The organism is Micromonospora solifontis (genome assembly GCF_003725545.1).
Lineage (GTDB): Bacteria > Actinomycetota > Actinomycetes > Mycobacteriales > Micromonosporaceae > Micromonospora > Micromonospora solifontis.
Window position 1 is genome coordinate 1 of sequence record NZ_RJLN01000105.1, and the last position, 15,518, is coordinate 15,518.

Annotated in this window: 17 protein-coding genes, 2 tRNA genes and 1 other RNA gene; 10 read left to right on the forward strand and 10 right to left on the reverse strand. The window is 73.2% G+C overall.

All coding sequences use genetic code 11. The features are described from left to right. Positions 1-1,259 (reverse strand): DNA polymerase III subunit gamma and tau (locus EFE23_RS24460; protein ID WP_123243272.1); only part of this gene is annotated, 1,259 nt, incomplete at its 3' end. Positions 1,260-1,366: 107 nt separating this feature from the next. Continuing rightward, positions 1,367-1,457, reverse strand: an RNA gene (gene ffs, locus EFE23_RS24465) — signal recognition particle sRNA small type. 81 nt (positions 1,458-1,538) lie between these two features. Between ffs and EFE23_RS24470 the strand changes: the two genes are divergently transcribed. After that, a tRNA-Ser gene (locus EFE23_RS24470) sits at positions 1,539-1,623 on the forward strand. 414 nt (positions 1,624-2,037) lie between these two features. Continuing rightward, positions 2,038-2,832 carry a maleylpyruvate isomerase N-terminal domain-containing protein gene (locus EFE23_RS24480; protein WP_123243273.1) on the forward strand — a complete coding sequence of 265 codons (795 nt, stop codon included), beginning with the start codon at positions 2,038-2,040 and terminating at the stop codon, positions 2,830-2,832. Between the two features lie 154 nt (positions 2,833-2,986). On the opposite strand, the gene EFE23_RS24485 is transcribed toward EFE23_RS24480, so the two are convergent. Together EFE23_RS24485 and EFE23_RS24490 are read right to left on the reverse strand one after the other, a co-directional pair. Then, the gene (locus EFE23_RS24485) at positions 2,987-4,165 is read right to left on the reverse strand and encodes a glycosyl hydrolase family 28-related protein (protein ID WP_158675915.1); all 1,179 of its coding nucleotides are present in this window, start codon (positions 4,163-4,165) and stop codon (positions 2,987-2,989) included. A gap of 270 nt (positions 4,166-4,435) precedes the next feature. After that, the gene (locus EFE23_RS24490) at positions 4,436-5,704 is read right to left on the reverse strand and encodes an MFS transporter (protein WP_123243275.1); all 1,269 of its coding nucleotides are present in this window, start codon (positions 5,702-5,704) and stop codon (positions 4,436-4,438) included. A 95-nt stretch (positions 5,705-5,799) separates the two neighbouring features. Between EFE23_RS24490 and EFE23_RS24495 the strand changes: the two genes are divergently transcribed. The 3 genes from EFE23_RS24495 to EFE23_RS24505 are packed head-to-tail and all read left to right on the forward strand — an operon-like array spanning position 5,800 to position 7,512. Next, positions 5,800-6,318, forward strand: a complete 519-nt coding sequence (locus EFE23_RS24495; RefSeq protein WP_199737212.1) for a helix-turn-helix domain-containing protein — start codon at positions 5,800-5,802, stop codon at positions 6,316-6,318. A gap of 52 nt (positions 6,319-6,370) precedes the next feature. Then, positions 6,371-6,985, forward strand: a complete 615-nt coding sequence (locus EFE23_RS24500; RefSeq protein WP_123243277.1) for a hypothetical protein — start codon at positions 6,371-6,373, stop codon at positions 6,983-6,985. Between the two features lie 32 nt (positions 6,986-7,017). Then, on the forward strand, positions 7,018-7,512 hold the full coding sequence (locus EFE23_RS24505; protein WP_373684038.1) for a hypothetical protein: 495 nt from the start codon (positions 7,018-7,020) through the stop codon (positions 7,510-7,512). 54 nt (positions 7,513-7,566) lie between these two features. Here EFE23_RS24505 and EFE23_RS24510 read toward each other — a convergent pair whose 3' ends face one another. Together EFE23_RS24510 and EFE23_RS24515 are read right to left on the reverse strand one after the other, a co-directional pair. Further along, complete coding sequence (locus EFE23_RS24510; RefSeq protein WP_233601131.1) at positions 7,567-9,144, reverse strand: hypothetical protein; 1,578 nt, start codon at positions 9,142-9,144, stop codon at positions 7,567-7,569. A gap of 271 nt (positions 9,145-9,415) precedes the next feature. Next, positions 9,416-9,502 (reverse strand) — tRNA-Ser (locus tag EFE23_RS24515). 75 nt (positions 9,503-9,577) lie between these two features. Here EFE23_RS24515 and deoD point away from each other — a divergent pair. From deoD to EFE23_RS24530, 3 genes are all read left to right on the forward strand, one after another. After that, positions 9,578-10,285 carry a purine-nucleoside phosphorylase gene (gene deoD, locus EFE23_RS24520; RefSeq protein WP_123243280.1) on the forward strand — a complete coding sequence of 236 codons (708 nt, stop codon included), beginning with the start codon at positions 9,578-9,580 and terminating at the stop codon, positions 10,283-10,285. Between the two features lie 104 nt (positions 10,286-10,389). Then, positions 10,390-11,025, forward strand: a complete 636-nt coding sequence (locus EFE23_RS24525) for a TetR/AcrR family transcriptional regulator (protein ID WP_123243281.1) — start codon at positions 10,390-10,392, stop codon at positions 11,023-11,025. Further along, on the forward strand, positions 11,025-11,471 hold the full coding sequence (locus tag EFE23_RS24530; protein ID WP_123243282.1) for an acyl-CoA thioesterase: 447 nt from the start codon (positions 11,025-11,027) through the stop codon (positions 11,469-11,471). The genes EFE23_RS24525 and EFE23_RS24530 overlap by 1 nt, the downstream gene beginning before the upstream one ends. A 62-nt stretch (positions 11,472-11,533) precedes the next feature. Here the strand turns inward: EFE23_RS24530 and EFE23_RS24535 are convergent, their stop codons facing one another. The 4 genes from EFE23_RS24535 to EFE23_RS24545 all read right to left on the reverse strand — a co-directional run bounded on the left by EFE23_RS24535 (position 11,534) and on the right by EFE23_RS24545 (position 13,440). Then, a complete protein-coding gene (locus tag EFE23_RS24535; RefSeq protein WP_199737215.1) occupies positions 11,534-11,986 on the reverse strand; it encodes a nucleoside deaminase in 453 nt (150 codons plus the stop codon). Positions 11,987-12,161: 175 nt separating this feature from the next. Continuing rightward, positions 12,162-12,686, reverse strand: coding sequence for a tRNA adenosine deaminase-associated protein (locus EFE23_RS24540; protein WP_123243284.1), 525 nt, complete (start codon positions 12,684-12,686; stop codon positions 12,162-12,164). A 119-nt stretch (positions 12,687-12,805) separates the two neighbouring features. Then, complete coding sequence (locus EFE23_RS28640) at positions 12,806-12,976, reverse strand: hypothetical protein (RefSeq protein WP_199737213.1); 171 nt, start codon at positions 12,974-12,976, stop codon at positions 12,806-12,808. Positions 12,977-13,047: 71 nt separating this feature from the next. Then, the gene (locus EFE23_RS24545; protein WP_199737214.1) at positions 13,048-13,440 is read right to left on the reverse strand and encodes a hypothetical protein; all 393 of its coding nucleotides are present in this window, start codon (positions 13,438-13,440) and stop codon (positions 13,048-13,050) included. Between the two features lie 102 nt (positions 13,441-13,542). Between EFE23_RS24545 and EFE23_RS24550 the strand changes: the two genes are divergently transcribed. Both EFE23_RS24550 and EFE23_RS24555 read left to right on the forward strand, forming a co-directional pair. Next, the gene (locus tag EFE23_RS24550; protein ID WP_123243285.1) at positions 13,543-14,295 is read left to right on the forward strand and encodes a M23 family metallopeptidase; all 753 of its coding nucleotides are present in this window, start codon (positions 13,543-13,545) and stop codon (positions 14,293-14,295) included. A gap of 69 nt (positions 14,296-14,364) precedes the next feature. Then, complete coding sequence (locus tag EFE23_RS24555) at positions 14,365-15,435, forward strand: PHP domain-containing protein (RefSeq protein WP_123243286.1); 1,071 nt, start codon at positions 14,365-14,367, stop codon at positions 15,433-15,435. The last annotated feature ends 83 nt before the right edge of the window (positions 15,436-15,518 follow it).

Below are 15,518 nucleotides of genomic sequence, written 5' to 3' on the forward strand. Positions count from 1 at the left end.
GCGGCAGCCGCCGTCGGGACGGGAGAGGTCGGGCGTACCTCCGGGGCGAGGGCGACCGACGCGGGGCCGACGGCGGCCGGCGGCAGCTCGCCGCCGCCCAGGGTGAGCCGGCGTTCCATCCGCTCCAGGCGCTGGAGCAGGCCACCGGTCGTGTCGTCCACGCCGGGCAGCAGCATCCGGGCGCAGATCAGCTCCAGCAGCAGCCGGGGCGCGGTGGTGCCGCGCATCTCGACCAGGCCGTTGTGCACGATGTCGGCGCAGCGGGACAGGGTGGCCGGACCGAGCCGCTGGGCCTGGGCGGCCATCCGCTCGATCTGGTCGTCCGGGCCGTCGATCAGGCCCTTGGCGGCGGCGTCCGGCACCTGCTGCAGGACGATCAGGTCGCGCAGCCGCTCCAGCAGGTCCGAGGCGAACCGGCGCGGGTCGTGGCCGGCCTCGGCGACCCGGTCCACCGTGGCGTACGCGGCCGCGCCGTCCCCGGCGGCGAGCGCGTCGCACATCTCGTCGATGAGCGCCGAGTCGGTCACGCCGAGCAGCGCGGCGGCCCGGGCGTAGCTGACCCCCTCCGGGCCGGCGCCCGCGATCAGCTGGTCGAGCACGGAGAGGCTGTCCCGGGCGCTGCCGCCACCGGCGCGCACGACGAGGGGGAAGACCGCCGGCTCGACCTTGACCCCCTCGGCCTCGGTCAGCTGCTCCAGGTAGGGCCGGAGGACCTTCGGCGGGATCAGCCGGAACGGGTAGTGGTGAGTCCGCGACTTGATCGTGCCGAGGACCTTCTCCGGCTCGGTGGTGGCGAAGATGAACTTGACGTACTCCGGCGGCTCCTCGACCAGCTTGAGCAGGGCGTTGAAGCCGGCCGACGAGACCATGTGCGCCTCGTCGATGACATAGATCTTGAAGCGGCTGCGGGCCGGCGCGAAGAACGCCTTCTCGCGCAACTCCCGGGCGTCGTCGACGCCGCCGTGGCTGGCCGCGTCGATCTCGATGACGTCGATCGAGCCGGCTCCGTCGGTGGCCAGCGAGCGACAGGACTCGCACTGCCCGCACGGCTCCGGGGTGGGGCCCTGCTCACAGTTGAGCGAGCGGGCCAGGATCCGGGCGGAGGAGGTCTTGCCGCAGCCACGGGGGCCGGAGAAGAGGTACGCGTGGTTCAGCCGCCCGCTGCGCAGCGCCTGCGACAGCGGCTCGGTGACGTGCTCCTGGCCGATGACCTCGGCGAACGTACGGGGCCGGTACTTGCGGTAAAGGGCCAGTGCCACCCGTCCCGCCTCCTCTCGACCGAGCCATTCTGCGCCGGTCGGGCGTGGGTGACCACCCACCACCCCGTGACCTGACCCGCAGGAACGTTACCGGCACCCGGAGACAGAAAGGCCCCCCGTGCACCCGTCAGAGCCCGCTTATCCTTGCTGCCTTCCGGCCCTGGGGAGGTTCACGAGATACACGCCGCACGGGGGGTGCCGCCAAGCCTACCCGACCCGGCGTCGATCTTCCGGGAGGGTGGGGTGGCCCGCCCGTCCGGGACCTGTATCCTGGCTCGCGGAGGATTCGCCTAGAGGCCTAGGGCGCACGCTTGGAAAGCGTGTTGGGTTAACACCCTCACGAGTTCGAATCTCGTATCCTCCGCTCGCTTGAGCAGGAAAAACGACAGGGCCGGCCCCCATGGGGACCGGCCCTGAGTCGTCGCTACGGTCGCTCTCGTCCCAGTTGTCGTCTCACTGCCCTGTTCCGGCCCGTCTGGCTGCCGGTCGCCCGTCTCGCGCTCCGGCGAGGTTGAGCAGTCGTTGTCCGTCGCCTGATGGATCGCCTCGCCGCTCGGAGAGCGAACACCAGCCCTCATCGCGCCAGAGCCGGACGGCGATCTCGCGCTCGACGTCCGGTTCCTCGCGGTGCTGCCGCAGCAGATCGATCAGGGCATCTGTCCGCATTTGCCATCACAGCCGTGCCGCCATTTCGGCCGGAGAAGCGCTCGCCGCACCGGCAGCGTTCCCTTGTCCAAATTCGCTGTCCGCCGGTCGAACACACTGATAGAAAGCCGGGGTGCGCAAACTCCTCACGTTCTCTGATCATCTGCGGCTGATTGACGAACGGGCGACCACCTTCCGCGCCGCGGTCGCTGCGGCGCCCAGCCTCGACCTGCCGGTGCCGAGCTGTCCGGGGTGGACGCTGTTCGACCTCGTGCAGCACCTGGGCATGGGCCGCCGCAGGTCGGCCGCCATCGTCGCCGCAGGGCCGGCGGACGCTCCCCCGGAGAAGTCCGCTTGGGAGGACGGCACCGGTGCGCCTCGGGAACGCGAGGCTCTCCTGGCCTGGTGGACCGAGTCCGTCGAGCGACTGACGAGCGCGCTGCGCGAGGCCGGCCCGGACCGCGGTTGTTGGACGTGGTGGGGTGACTCGCAGTCACCGCAAGCCTCCGGTGCATGGGCTCGGCGCCAGGTTCCCGAGATCGCGGTGCACACCTACGATGTCCAGCTCGCCGTCGGGGACCCGCAGCCGCTGCCGGACGAGGTCGCCCTCGACGGTTTCGACGACTGCCAGTTCACCCTCTGCTCGACGGATGTCGCCTGGCCGCACGAACCCGCCGTCGTCGATTACCACGCCACCGAGGGCCGGTCCTGGCGCCTTCGGCTGTCCCGCGACGGCGCATGGGCCGCCCGCCTCGGCGCGCCGGCTGCCGGTGAGGATCCGGACACGGTCGACGTCTCCGCCCGGGGCACGGCCAGCGACCTGGTCCTGTTCTTTTACGGCCGCATATCGCCGGATTCCCCGAAGCTGGAGATGAACGGCGACCGTCGCATCTTTGACCAGCTCATCGCCTGGGACCCGGCCGTGTGACGATCGACGACCCGCCACCTCGTGCGCCGGCCGCGTCCAGGGAAGATCGATACATCTGTCAGCTGGGCGACGCGAGTCACGACGCTCCGGTGACCGCGCCCAGGGACCACGAAGGGCCGGCCCCAGCTGGGACCGGCCCTTCCTCGTACCCCGGTCAGCCGATGACCGACACCGACGAGTGGGTGCCGACGGTCCCGGTGACCAGGCGCTGGAACGGCGCCTCCCGGTCCGGGCCGCTGACCAGCCGTACGGAGAGGTAGTCGACGCCGCCGGCCAGGTAGAGCGCGGTCCGCATGCCCGCCCCCGCGACGATCCACTTCCCGCCGCCGTTGGTCCGCTGGAAGGCGCTGCCCTCCAGGCTCACCACCGACGCCCCCACGTAGAAGCCCGCCGAGTTCTGGTCGGTGCCGCTGCTGCCGACCCCGGTCGAGTCGGCGGTGCAGCCGGAGACGGTGCAGTTGCGGCCGAGGATCTCGAAACCGTTGCCAGCGGTGTCCTGGGCCTCGCAGCCCACCACGGTGGCGCGGGAGGAGTCGAGCCGGAACGCGGGCGCGGGTGCCCCCGCCGCGCCGATGCCGTACGCCTTGCTGCCCCAGATCTTGATGTTGCCGCCGCCGAGCAGGTAGCCACCGCCCGCGCAGCCCTGGGCCGAGCAGCCGCTGACGAAGCCGTCGGAGGACTGGAGGTTGTAGGCCCAGCCGTCCGCGTTCTCGACCCGGCAGTCGGTCAGCTTGAACTCACGCTGACCGCCCGTGTACGTGCCGCCGAGGTAGATGCCGTCGCCGGTCGTCCGGGTGACGAAGACCCGGGTCAGCCAGGGCGCCGGGTCCGGCGTGTAGCTGGACGGGGTGGCGTTCATCTGGAAGTTGATGCCGTTGGCCACCAGGTGCGCCGCGTCCAGCCCGATGTCGGTCACGCACTGGCGGGACGAGCCGACGTACGTGCCTGACTGCGGGTTGACGACCAGTCCGGCCCCGCTGAAGCCGGCGCCGGCGCGGAGGATCGTGACCAGCGGGCCGGCACCGATCAGGGCGTGCTTGTCGTCGAGCACCACCGGCGCCTTGACGGTGTAGGTGCCGGGCGCGACGTACACGGCCTTCTGGCTGCTGCTGCCGAGCGCGGTGTTGATGGCGGCCTGGGCGCCGACGGTCGGGTCCACCTCGTAGGTGGCCCCGGAGCCGGCGGGGCCGACCCAGGGGATCGCGCCGGTCGACGCCAGGGCGGCGGCCTGGGCGGGTGAGATGCCGCCCAGCGCCGGCGCGGCGACGGCGGCGCCGGCGGTGACCGCCGCCGCGCGGAGCAACTGGCGACGGTCGGAGCGCTTGTCCTGCATGGTTGACGTCCTCCTGAGGGTGTCGGCCCTCGGCCCCCGTGCCGGGTCGAGGTGCGGCTGCCGGACGGCGGAGGCGGACGGTTCGACGGGCGGCCCAGGCCTCGGGCCGGGCTGCCCGTCTCCGTCTAGTGACCATCCCCCGTGACGGCGGCGGGTTCCCCGCGCCGCATCGGGGATCATGATTGCATCCCGGCGGCCGCCCGGCTGCCCCGCGCCGGCTGCCGGGCAGCCGGTGCTCGGTCCCGGTCCGGACCCCGCTCCGGTACGCCGTCAGCCGCGGTCCCCGGCACCGGGCGCCGGCACCGGCCCGGCGGGCGCCGCCTCGCCCGGCGGGACCGGGCCGACGGCTCCGGGTGGGGTGCCCCGGCCGCCGCGCAGCGCCCAGCCGGCCAGCAGCAGCGCGCCGGCCGCCGCGACCAGCTGGATCACCCGGTGGTCGAGCAGGACCAGCACGCCCGCGCCGGCGAGCACCGCCAGGGTTCCGGGGCCGAAGGTGAGGGTGTTGACGGTGGCCGAAACCCGGCCGACCAGCGTATCCGGGGTCTCCCGCTGCACGGCGGTCCAGACGGTGATCAGCACCAGTGGCGCGCCGATCCCGACCGCCAGCGTGCCGGCGACCACCGGGGCGAGGGCGGGCACCGCCCGCAGCGCCAGGCCCGCGGCGAGCAGCGCGACCGCCACCGCGGTCACCCGCCGGTCGCCCAGCCGGCGCAGCAGCGCTCCGGCGGCCAGGCCGCCGACCAGCGACCCGACGCCCTGCACCGTGCCGAGCACGCCGTTGAACTCCGGCGGCCGGTGCAGGCCGGCGTCCACCACGGCGTACGCCAGGGCGCCGTTGATCCCGATCAGCAGCATCGCCGCCCCGGCGCAGCGGACGAGGTGCCGCAATGCGGCGTGCCGGCGCAGGTGGCCCAGTCCGTCGGCGAGTTGCCGCGCCCATGGGTCGGGCGGCGGCGGTGGTTGTTCGCGTACCCGCAGCAGGGCGAGGACCAGCGCGGCGAGGGCGAAGGTGGCCGTGTCCAGCAGCACCACCGGGTGCCCGCCGTACGCCGCGAAGAGCCCGGCACCGGCCAGCGGGGCGAGCAGCTTCATCCCCTCGTTGACCGTCATCCGCAGCCCGTTGAAGTCGCCGAGCAGCTCGCCGGGGACGACGGACGGCACCAGCGCGGCCTCGGCCGAGTCGATGAGCACGAAGCTGATCCCGTACCCGACCGTCACCGCGAAGATCAGCCACACCTCGGCGGTGGTGTCGACCAGCAGCAGCACGGGCAGCAGCGCGGCCATGGCGACGTGCAGGACGATCAGCAGGGGCCGGCGGCGGAACCGGTCGACCAGCACGCCGATCAGCGGCCCGACCAGGGTCGGCCCCCAGAGGCCGAGAGTGACCAGCCCGGCGAGGCTGCTCGACCCGGTCAGGTCCTTCACCCAGATGCCGGCGACCAGCAGCATCGCCGCCGTACCGAACCCGGACACCAGCACCGCCACCAGGTAGCGGCTGGCGTCGCGGTTGCCCAGCACTCTCGTCGTACCCCAGCTCATGCCGCACCCCCGTGCTGGCCGATTCTCGCCATCGCCGACCCCCAAGTCAATGCTTGGGGGTCGTTCGACCCCGGCCGTGCGGTTCAATGGCGATCGTGAGCACCACCGATCCGCGCCTGCGCGCGCTGGCCCACCCGGTACGCCTGCGCATGCTCTCGCTGCTGTGGAGCGCGCCGCTGTCCGCCGCGGCGCTCGCCCGCGAGCTGGGGATCTCGCATGCCCTCGCCAGCCAGCACCTGCGCCGGCTGGACGCGGCCGGCCTGGTGGAGCTGGCCGACGTCCGCAGCCGGCGCGGCGGCCAGGAACGCCGCTACCGCGCGGTGTGCGGGCCCTGGCTGACCGAGCAGCAGGAGGGGCAGGCACTGCTCGCCGAGTCGTTGGCCCGCAACCTGCTGGACCGGGTGGCCCACCGGGCCCCGGAGAGCGCCGGGGTCACCGTCGACGCCGAACTCTGGGTCTCCCCGGAGGACTGGGCGGCGGCCTGCGGCCGGTTGCACGCGATCATGACCGAACTGCACGACGCGGCACGCCCGCCGCACGCCCCCGGTACGGTCCGGGTGGGCGCGACGGTGATGGCCTTCGAGATGACCGACTCCCCGCCTGTGGACAACTGACCGCCGTCGTACACATGTTCTATCCACAGCCTGTGGACGCCGGGAGGACCGGATGAGTTACCAGCTCAGCGCGGTGGTGGCCGACGTCGAGTTGCTCCGCGAGCAGACCGCCGACCTGGACCACGCGGTGCTCGCCGCGCTGCGGCAGGACTTCGCCCTGCTACCGGTCACCCCGCAACTGGTCCAGGAACTGACCGGCGACCTGCCGGACTTCGCCACCGGAGAGCCGTCGGCGGAGCAGCCCTTCCGACTCGTCCTGTCACCGGCCCTGGCCGCGCTGCTGCTCGGCTGGTCCCGGCAGGGCCCGGTGGCCTACCTGGAGGCGGAGTTCTCCGGCGGGCTGGGCCACCAGGCGGCGGCGGTCTGGCTGGGCGGCGAACTGAGCTGGGGCCCCTGCTTCGACCGGGCACTGGACCGGCCGCGCGGCGAGTGGCCGATCAACGCGGCGCTGGCCCGGCTGGGCGCCGAGCCCGGGCCCTGGATCGACTATTTCGCCGAACTCGGCCTGCACCTGGAACGGGACACGGCCGGCTGGCTGGCCCACGGCCGGCGCGGACTCTCCGCCGACTACTGGGACGAGCTGGCCGAGGAGTGGGAACAACGGCAATCCGACCCGGACCAGCAACCTCTTCGCCCCGGTCCCGTTGGGGACTGGGGGATTGCATGAAACTGCGACAATTCGGCTTCATTGCCGCACTGATGGCGGCCGCCTCGATCGCCGGCAGCGGCGTCCGTCCACAGGGGCCGGACGTGCCGGCCCGACCGGTCGGGGCGGCGGAGGTGGTCGGCCTGAACGGGCTGGGCAACGCCGAGTTCGGCGCCACCGAGGAGGAACTGACCCGGCGCGGGGTGCTGCGTACGGAGGTGGACGCCTGCGGCCCGACGCTGACCGGACACGGGTCGGTCAGCCCGATCTTCGTCGACGACCGGCTCGTGCTGCTCTGGCTCGACGACCCGATGAGCACGCCCGAGGGGATCAGCGTCGGCACGCCCGTGACCGAGGTCCGGGACGCGTACCCGGCGGCGGTCGAGCTGGCGGCTCCACAGGGGACGTACCGGTTCGACGGGCTGTTCGCCCGCGACGGCGACCGGGCGTACCTCTTCCTCCACGACGGCACCACCGTCCGCAAGATCATCGCCGGTTACGCCGACTGGGCCCGCCGCTTCTTCGACGAGGGCTACGGCCCCTGCTGATCCGCCGCGTCGGAGCACCCGGGCGGACCCGGGCGCTCCGACGCGGCGACCGGTTCAGTAGAGCGGCCCGCCGCTCTGCGGTCCGGCGATCCGCAGACCGTACCGCTCCGGCCAGACGTAGTCGCTGCGCAGGCCCAGCCCGCTCCAGATGGCGGACTGCGGCACGAGCCCACCGACGCCCAGGAACCGGGTCACCGAACCGGACGGGTAGCCGGCGAGGTCCCCGGTCACCTCCTCACCGGGTGCTCCGACGACCGCGTCCAGCCCGCCCCGACGGTCGAGGTGGAGCAGCGCGACCGAGGCACCGAACTTGTCCCCACGCTCGGCCGCACCGGGGACGCCCGACCGGCCCTGGTAGAACGCCTGCGCGCCGCTGCCGGTCAGTCCGCCGGCGGACCCCTTGAGCAGGGTGACCGAGCCGGCTTCCGCCGCCGTCCCGACCGTCTCGCCCGGGGCGCCGACCAGCACGTCCGCCCTACCGTCCCCGGTCACGTCACCGACCGCCAGCGCCGCCCCGAAGCGGTCGCCGCCACCCGGCGTTCCGGGCACCCCCGAGGTGTCCTGCGTGATGACCCGGACGGCGGTGGCGGACAGGCCGGCGGAGCGGCCGGTGAAGGCGGGGACCAGGCCGCCGGTGAGCTCCGGGGTCTGCGCGTCGGGTGCCCCGGCGATCACCTCACCGAGCCCGTCACCGTTGACGTCCCCGACGGCGAGCGCTGAACCCAGGTACCAGGCGATGGTGTCTGTCTGGTCGATCGCCCCGAGCAGGGCCGCGCCGGTGACCGAGGTGGCGCCGGTGGTGGCCACCCCGGCGGCCGACCCCCACATCAGCGTGACCATGCCGCTGCCCTTCCAGGAGCTGCCGTCGTCCTCGCGGGGAGCACCGATGACCAGGTCGGCGTAGCGGTCGCCGTTGACCCTCCCGATCGCCAGGGTGAAGCCGAAATAGTCGTTGGGCTCGGACGTCCCGGGCACCGCCGACTGGTCCTGGCTCAAGAAGGCGGCACCGGTCGCCGTCAGGCCGGTCGTGGTGCCCAGTAGAACGGTGACCGCACCGGCGTCCGTCTTGGTGCCGATCGCCTCGCCGTACGCACCGATCGCCAGGTCGTCGCGGCCGTCCCCGTTGAGGTCACCGGTCGCGAGCGCCCCACCGAACCGGTCGTACGCCTCCGGGTCACCGGGCACCCCCGGGGAACTCTGGCTGAAGTGGCGCGCCGAGCCGACCACCAGGCCGCCACTGCTGCCCGGGATGACCCAGACCCCACCGGCATGCCTCCCGTTCCCCGGATCCACCTCGTCCTGGTCGCCGATCACCAGGTCGTCGTAGCGGTCACCGTTGAAGTTGCCGGCCGCGAGCGCGGTGCCGAAACAGCCACAGCCTCCGCCGGAACTCAGGACACCCAGGAAGTGGTCGACCTGCGGCGCGGAGGAGTATCGGACGGTCACCACACCGGTCGGGTTCTCCGGCAGCGGCAGCCTGGAGTAGAAGGGGTCTCCCATGGCCGCCACGTCGTCGACGCCGTCACCGTCGAAGTCCGAACGGGTGTCCCCGCTCCCCAACACCGGACGCGGACGCAGAGCGGTCGTCGTCACCCGCTCGTACTGGAGGACGACGCCCTCCCGGTTGATCAACTGGACCCCGCCTGCCGCCTGCGCGGGAGCACTGAGTGCCAGCCCGGCCAGGAGCGCGAGAACGGACGAAATGGCAGTCTTCCGCCGCAAGAGAATCCCCGTTCGACATACTGTGTGCCGACAACCCTAGAGGAATGGATCAATGGCCGACGTCAGCCGAACGGTCGGCGCGCCCGGCGGGCGGCGGCCGTCGACACCGGGGTCCGGATCCGGGAGTGGGGATGCGCCGGGAACGAAGAAGCGCCCGGAACGGGTCCGGGCGCTTCATGAGCGGTGGCGGCGGGATTTGAACCCGCGGAGGGCGTGAACCCTCACACGCTTTCGAGGCGTGCTCCTTAGGCCACTCGGACACACCACCGCCGAGTAGGGTACAGGACCCCCGGTCCGGACGCCGAACCGGTATCCCCTGGCCCGGCCTGGCAGGATCTTTGCCATGAGTACGCACATCGGCGCTGAGCCGGGAGAGATCGCCGAGCGGGTCCTGATGCCGGGTGACCCGCTGCGGGCCAAGTGGATCGCGGAGACCTACCTCGAGGACGCCCGCTGCTACACGACGGTCCGCGGCATGCTGGGCTTCACCGGCCGCTGGAACGGCGTCGAGGTCTCCGTCCAGGGCTCCGGCATGGGCATGCCGTCCGCCTCCATCTACGCGCACGAGCTGATCAACGAGTACGGCGTGAAGACGCTGATCCGGGTCGGCTCCTGCGGCGCCCTGACCGAGGACCTCCAGCTGCGGGACGTGATCGCCGCGATCGGTTCGTCCACCGACTCGAACATGAACCGGATGCGGTTCGACGGCCTGATCGACTACGCCCCGGTGGCCGACTTCGGGTTGCTGCGTACCTCGGTCGAGGTGGCCGAGCGGCGCGGGATCACCATGCACGTGGGCCCGATCCTGGCGGCGGACGCCTTCTACACGGACCGGCCGGACCTCTACGACGCCCTCGCCGACTACGGCGTGCTCGCGGTGGAGATGGAGTCGGCGGCGCTCTACACGATCGCCGCCCGGTTCAAGGCCCGCGCGCTGACCATCCTGACCGTCAGCGACCACATCAAGACCGGCGAGAAGACCACCTCGCAGGAGCGCGAGCAGACCTTCGGCCAGATGGTGGAGATCGCCCTCGACACCGTCGTCGCCTGACCGTCCTCCGCCGCCCCGCCATCCGTCGCGGTGGCGGGGCGGCTGCGTGCCAGGTCACAAAAATAAATACGACCGGTCGTGCTCTTTTTCGCTAGGCTGCCCTCATGACCTCCGACGGACGCGTGGCGCGCGGCGACCGGACCCGCACGGCGGCGCTCGACGCCGCCGTGTCGCTGGCCACCGAGGTGGGCCTGGACGGGCTCTCCCTCGGCCAGCTCGCCGACCGCCTCGGGGTGAGCAAGTCCGGCCTGTTCGCGCACTGGCGTTCCAAGGAGGCCCTCCAGCTCGCCACCGTCGAGCGGGCCGTGGCGCAGTGGCAGGAGCGCATCGTCGCGCCGGCCCTGCGCGCACCGCGCGGCGTCCGGCGGCTGCGGGCCCTGCACGAGGCCCGGATCGACTTCTACGCCGCCCGGGTGCTCCCCGGTAGCTGCTTCTTCGCCAACACCGAGTTCGAGTACAACGCCCGCCCCGGCCCGGTCCGGGACCGGCTCGCCGCGGCGTTCGGCAGCTGGACCGCGCTGCTCGAACGCCTCGTCCAGGAGGCGGTCGACCTCGGCGAACTCCCCGCCGACCTGGACGTCGCGCAGTTGGCGTACGAGATCGACGCGCTCGGGATCAGCGCGGCGATGCGGTCCCGGCTGCTGGAGCCGGAGGCCACCTACCGGCACGCCCGCCAGGGCCTGCTGACCCGCCTGCGGGCGCTGTGCCCCGACCCCACCCTGCTGACGGAAGGCCCGTGATGAACGACCCCACCCAGTTCGGTCACGTCGAGCACGTCACCGTGCACTTCGACGACCTCGACGCCCTCGGCATCCTGCACAATGCCCGGTACGCGGTGCTGCTGGAACGCGCGCTCACCCCGTACTGGGCCGACCGGGGGCACGGCTTCCAGGGCCGGAGCGGCTCGCCCGACGTGTTCCACGCGGTCCGCGAGTTCAACATCCGCTACCGTGCCCCGATCACCACGACCGGCCCGGTCGCGGTGCACTTCTGGCTGGAGCACTTCGGCACCAGCAGCGCCGAGTACGCCTTCCGGTTCCGGTCGGTCGACGGCGACACGGTCTACGCGGAGGGCACCCGGGCCATCGTCCGGCTCGACCCGGCGACCCTGCGCCCCGCCCCGTGGAGCGACGCCGCCCGCGCGGTCGCCGAGACCCTGCTCCGCCCCGCCGTCGTGCCCGTCTGAACGCCCAGCGGTGTTAGGAAGGGGCCCTTTACCCGCACGAGGCGTTAACAAGGGGCCCCTCCTTACCGGAAGAAGGCGCGCAGCAACGCGGCGCTCTCGGTCTCCAGGACGCCGCCGTACACCTCGGGGCGGTGGGTGAGGCGGCGGTCGCGCAGCACGTCCCAGAGCGAGCCGGCGGCGCCCGTCTTCGGCTCCCAGGCCCCGAAGACCACCGTCGACACCCGGGCCAGCGCGATCGCCCCCGCGCACATGGTGCAGGGCTCCAGCGTCACCACCAGGGTGCAGCCGTCCAGCCGCCACCGCCCCAGCCGCTCGGCGGCCCGCCGCAGCGCCAGCACCTCGGCGTGCGCGGTGGGGTCCCCGGTCAGCTCCCGCTCGTTGCGCCCGATCGCCAGCTCGGCGCCGTCCGGGCCGTAGAGCACGGCCCCCACCGGTACGTCCTCGACCGCCGCGTCGCCGTCCTCCGGCGGGGCGGTGTCCGGGCCGGTCACCGCGACCTCCAGGGCCCGGCGCATCCACAGCTCGTGCCGCTGCCGGCGGCCCACGCCGCCCGGGTCGGCCAGCCCCTCGTCCGCGCCGGGTCCGACCCGGCCCGGCCGGCCGGGGGTCGGCTGCCCCGGGCGTACGGTCTCCAGCGCCGGGTCGGTGACGTCGGCCGGCTCGCCGCCGCCGGTCCAGGGCCCGGCCGGGTCAGACCTCACGCAACTCCTCGACCTCGTCCGCGCAGCCCAGCACCTGACAGACCTCGGCGGTCACGTCGGCCGGCATCATGCCCTCGTGCCCGCAGAGGGCGAGCAGCTTCTGCGCCGGGATGCCCAGGTCGGCGAGGAGATCCGCGTCGCCCACCGGGTCGGCCTCCGGGTCCACGGCCGGCTGTTCGGTCTCCTCGTCGCCACCGGCGGCGCGCGGCTCCTCGGTGTCCTCCAGGCCGGTGACCGAGGTCTTCAGGTCGCCGATCAGCAGCGCGCCGAGCTGGGACTCCTCCGCGTACGCCGAGTCCGAACCGAAGATCCGCAGATCCTCGCCCTCGTCCAGGCGCAGGATCACCAGGTAGGTGTCGTCGGCCTCGACGAAGAGCAGGGACAGATCGGCGTCCGGCTCGACGTCGCGCAGCCGGTCGGCGACCTCCTCGATGTCGGTGACGCCCCGCAGGCTCACCTCGTCGGCGGTCCAGCCGCCCTCGACGCGCGCCACGGCAGCAGCGAAGTACGACACGGTCCCCCCAAATTGGCCTCGGCAGCACGCCGACTCGTTACGCGTGCACGTTAACCGGTCGGGTCGGCGGGCGACCGGTCAACGCCCCGAAGCGGCCGGCCGTTCCTGGAGAAAGCCGGTCAGCCGGCGACGCGCCGGCGGGTGGCGATGAGCTGGCGCAGACGCTCGGTGCGGGCCGGCTGCGGCCGTTCGCGCTGCCGTACCGTGCGGGCACCGGCCAACTCGGCGAGGAGTTGCAGGCGGCGGCGGCTCCGCTCCGGGTCGAGCCGCGGCGGGGTGGTCCAGGCCATACGGCGAGCGTGAACCGTCACCGCGCGTACGTCAAGAGGCGTTCGCTGCGCAGCGACGCCCTCACCGAAGGTCACCAGAGCGGCCAGTTTCCGCTCTGCGCCCAGCGGACCGCGACGATCGCCGCGGCGATGCTCCAGCCGCCCGCGGTGACGATCGCCACCCCGGTCGCCACGCCCCGGTCGCCGTACCGGACCAGCACCAGGGCGGCCAGCCAGGCCAGCCCGCCGGCGATCACCGTCCACCAGGCGTAGCTGGGCACATCGTGCCCGAGCAGGCCGAACAGCAGCAGCCAGGCGAAGGCCGTGACGGCACCCACGGCGACCCCGGCACCGGTCACCGGGTACGGCTCGCGCCAGACCGGCCGCATCGGCGCCCCGGCCGGGAAGAGCCCCGAGGGGGTACGCGGCCCGGGGCGGCCGGGCCCCGGCAGCGTCTCCCCGGGTACGGCCTGCCACCCGTTCATGGCCCCTGCTCCCTTCACGGATCGTGCACGTACCGACATCACGCAGCGCGACCGGGACGCTCGGCGTTCGTCCCCACGGTACTGGTCTGCCAGGATGTCCGGATGCGCTCGCGATCGATCGGCCGCCGTCCGCGTTCGGCGTACCCGATCCTGCTGCTGCTCGTGCCGGCCCTGATCGCCGGGTGCGCTCCCGACACCCGCCCGACGGCCGGCACGGACGGTTCCTGGCAGACGCCGGGCGCGTTGGCCACGGCGGGGCAGGCGGCCGCGTCACCCACCGTCGCGCCGACCTCGGCCGCCCCCTCGCCGACCCGGACGAACCTGCGGCACGTCTTCCCGGTGAAGGCGGGCAACGTCGACTACCACCCGACCCACTCGGTCTACCCGGGGACGGACATCTTCGCCGACTGCGGCGAGCCGGTCGTCGCGGTCACCGACGGCCGGATCCTCGAGGTGAGCCGGGTGGACCGGTTCTCCAAGCGCGGCCCGCTCGGCCCGTACAACGGGGGGCTGTCGGTGTCGCTGCTCGGCGATGACGGGGTCCGCTACTACGGGTCGCACCTGAGCGCGATCGCCGCCGGCATCGACACCGGCGTACGCGTCCGCGCCGGGCAGCAGCTCGGCAAGGTCGGCCACACCGGCAACGCCAACAACGTGTGCCACCTGCACTTCGGGCTCTCCCCGAAGTGCACCGGCCACGACGACTGGTGGATCCGGCGGGGCGTGGTCTGGCCGGCCCCCTACCTGAACTCGTGGCGGAAGGGCGGCAACCGGGGTCCGGCCACCGAGGTGGCCGGCTGGCAGAAGAAGCACGGCTGCCCGAAGGCCCCCACCACCACCAGCGGCGGCGGCTGAGCGCCGTCCACTCCCGACACCCGGCGCGACACCCGGCGGGCGGGGACCCGGGCGCGTAGGTTGCAGGGCATGACTGCCCGGGATCCCATCGCCGACCTGCGCCGGATCGCGTTCCTGTTGGAGAAGGCGAACGAGGCCACCTACCGGGTGCGGGCGTTCCGCTCGGCGGCGAACGCGCTCGCCGCCCTGCCCGCCGGGGAGGTGGCCGAGCGCACCCGGACCGGCAAGCTCACCGAGCTGGCCGCGGTCGGCGACGTCACCGCCCGCTGCGTATCCGAGTCGCTGGCCGGCGAGGAGCCGGTCTACCTGCGCCGGCTGGTCGCCACCGAGGGCACCGACCTGGACGAGGCCGCGGCGAAGCTGCGGGACGCGCTGCGCGGCGACTGCCACACCCACTCCGACTGGTCGGACGGGGGGTCGCCGATCGAGGAGATGGCCCTGGCCGCGGTCGAGCTGGGCCACGAGTATCTGGTGTTGACCGACCACTCGCCCCGGCTCAAGGTGGCCCGGGGACTGACCGCGGAGCGGCTGCGCCGGCAGCTCGACCATGTGGCGGCGGTGAACGAGGCGCTGCCGAAGGGCTTCCGCATCCTCACCGGCATCGAGGTGGACATCCTCGCCGACGGCTCGCTGGACCAGGACGAGAAGCTGCTCGCCCGGCTCGACGTGGTGGTCGGTTCGGTGCACAGCGGCCTGAACGACGAGCGGGCGAGGATGACCCGGCGGATGCTCACCGCGATCGCCAACCCGCACCTGGACATCCTCGGGCACTGCACCGGACGGATGGTGTCGTCCCGGCCGGCGGGGGTGAAGGGTCCGGGCGACCGGGGGCACCGGGCGCGTACCCGGGCGGAGAGCGACTTCGACCCGGAAGCCGTCTTCGCCGCCTGCGCCGAGCACGACGTCGCCGTCGAGATCAACTCCCGGCCGGAGCGGCAGGACCCACCGAAGCGGCTGATCCGCCGGGCCCTGGAGGCCGGCTGCCGGTTCGCCATCAACACCGACGCCCACGCGCCCGGCCAGCTCGACTGGCAGCGGTTCGGCTGCGAGCGGGCGGCGCTCTGCGGCGTACCGGCCAGCCGGGTGGTCAACACCTGGAAGGCGGACCGCCTGGTGAAGTGGACGGCCGGCCACCGCTGACCGGCGCGGTCCCCGCCCGGTCTGGCGGCCTCCCGGGCGGCCGCCAGACCGGCGGATCGCCGACCTGGCGGCCGCCGGGCCGC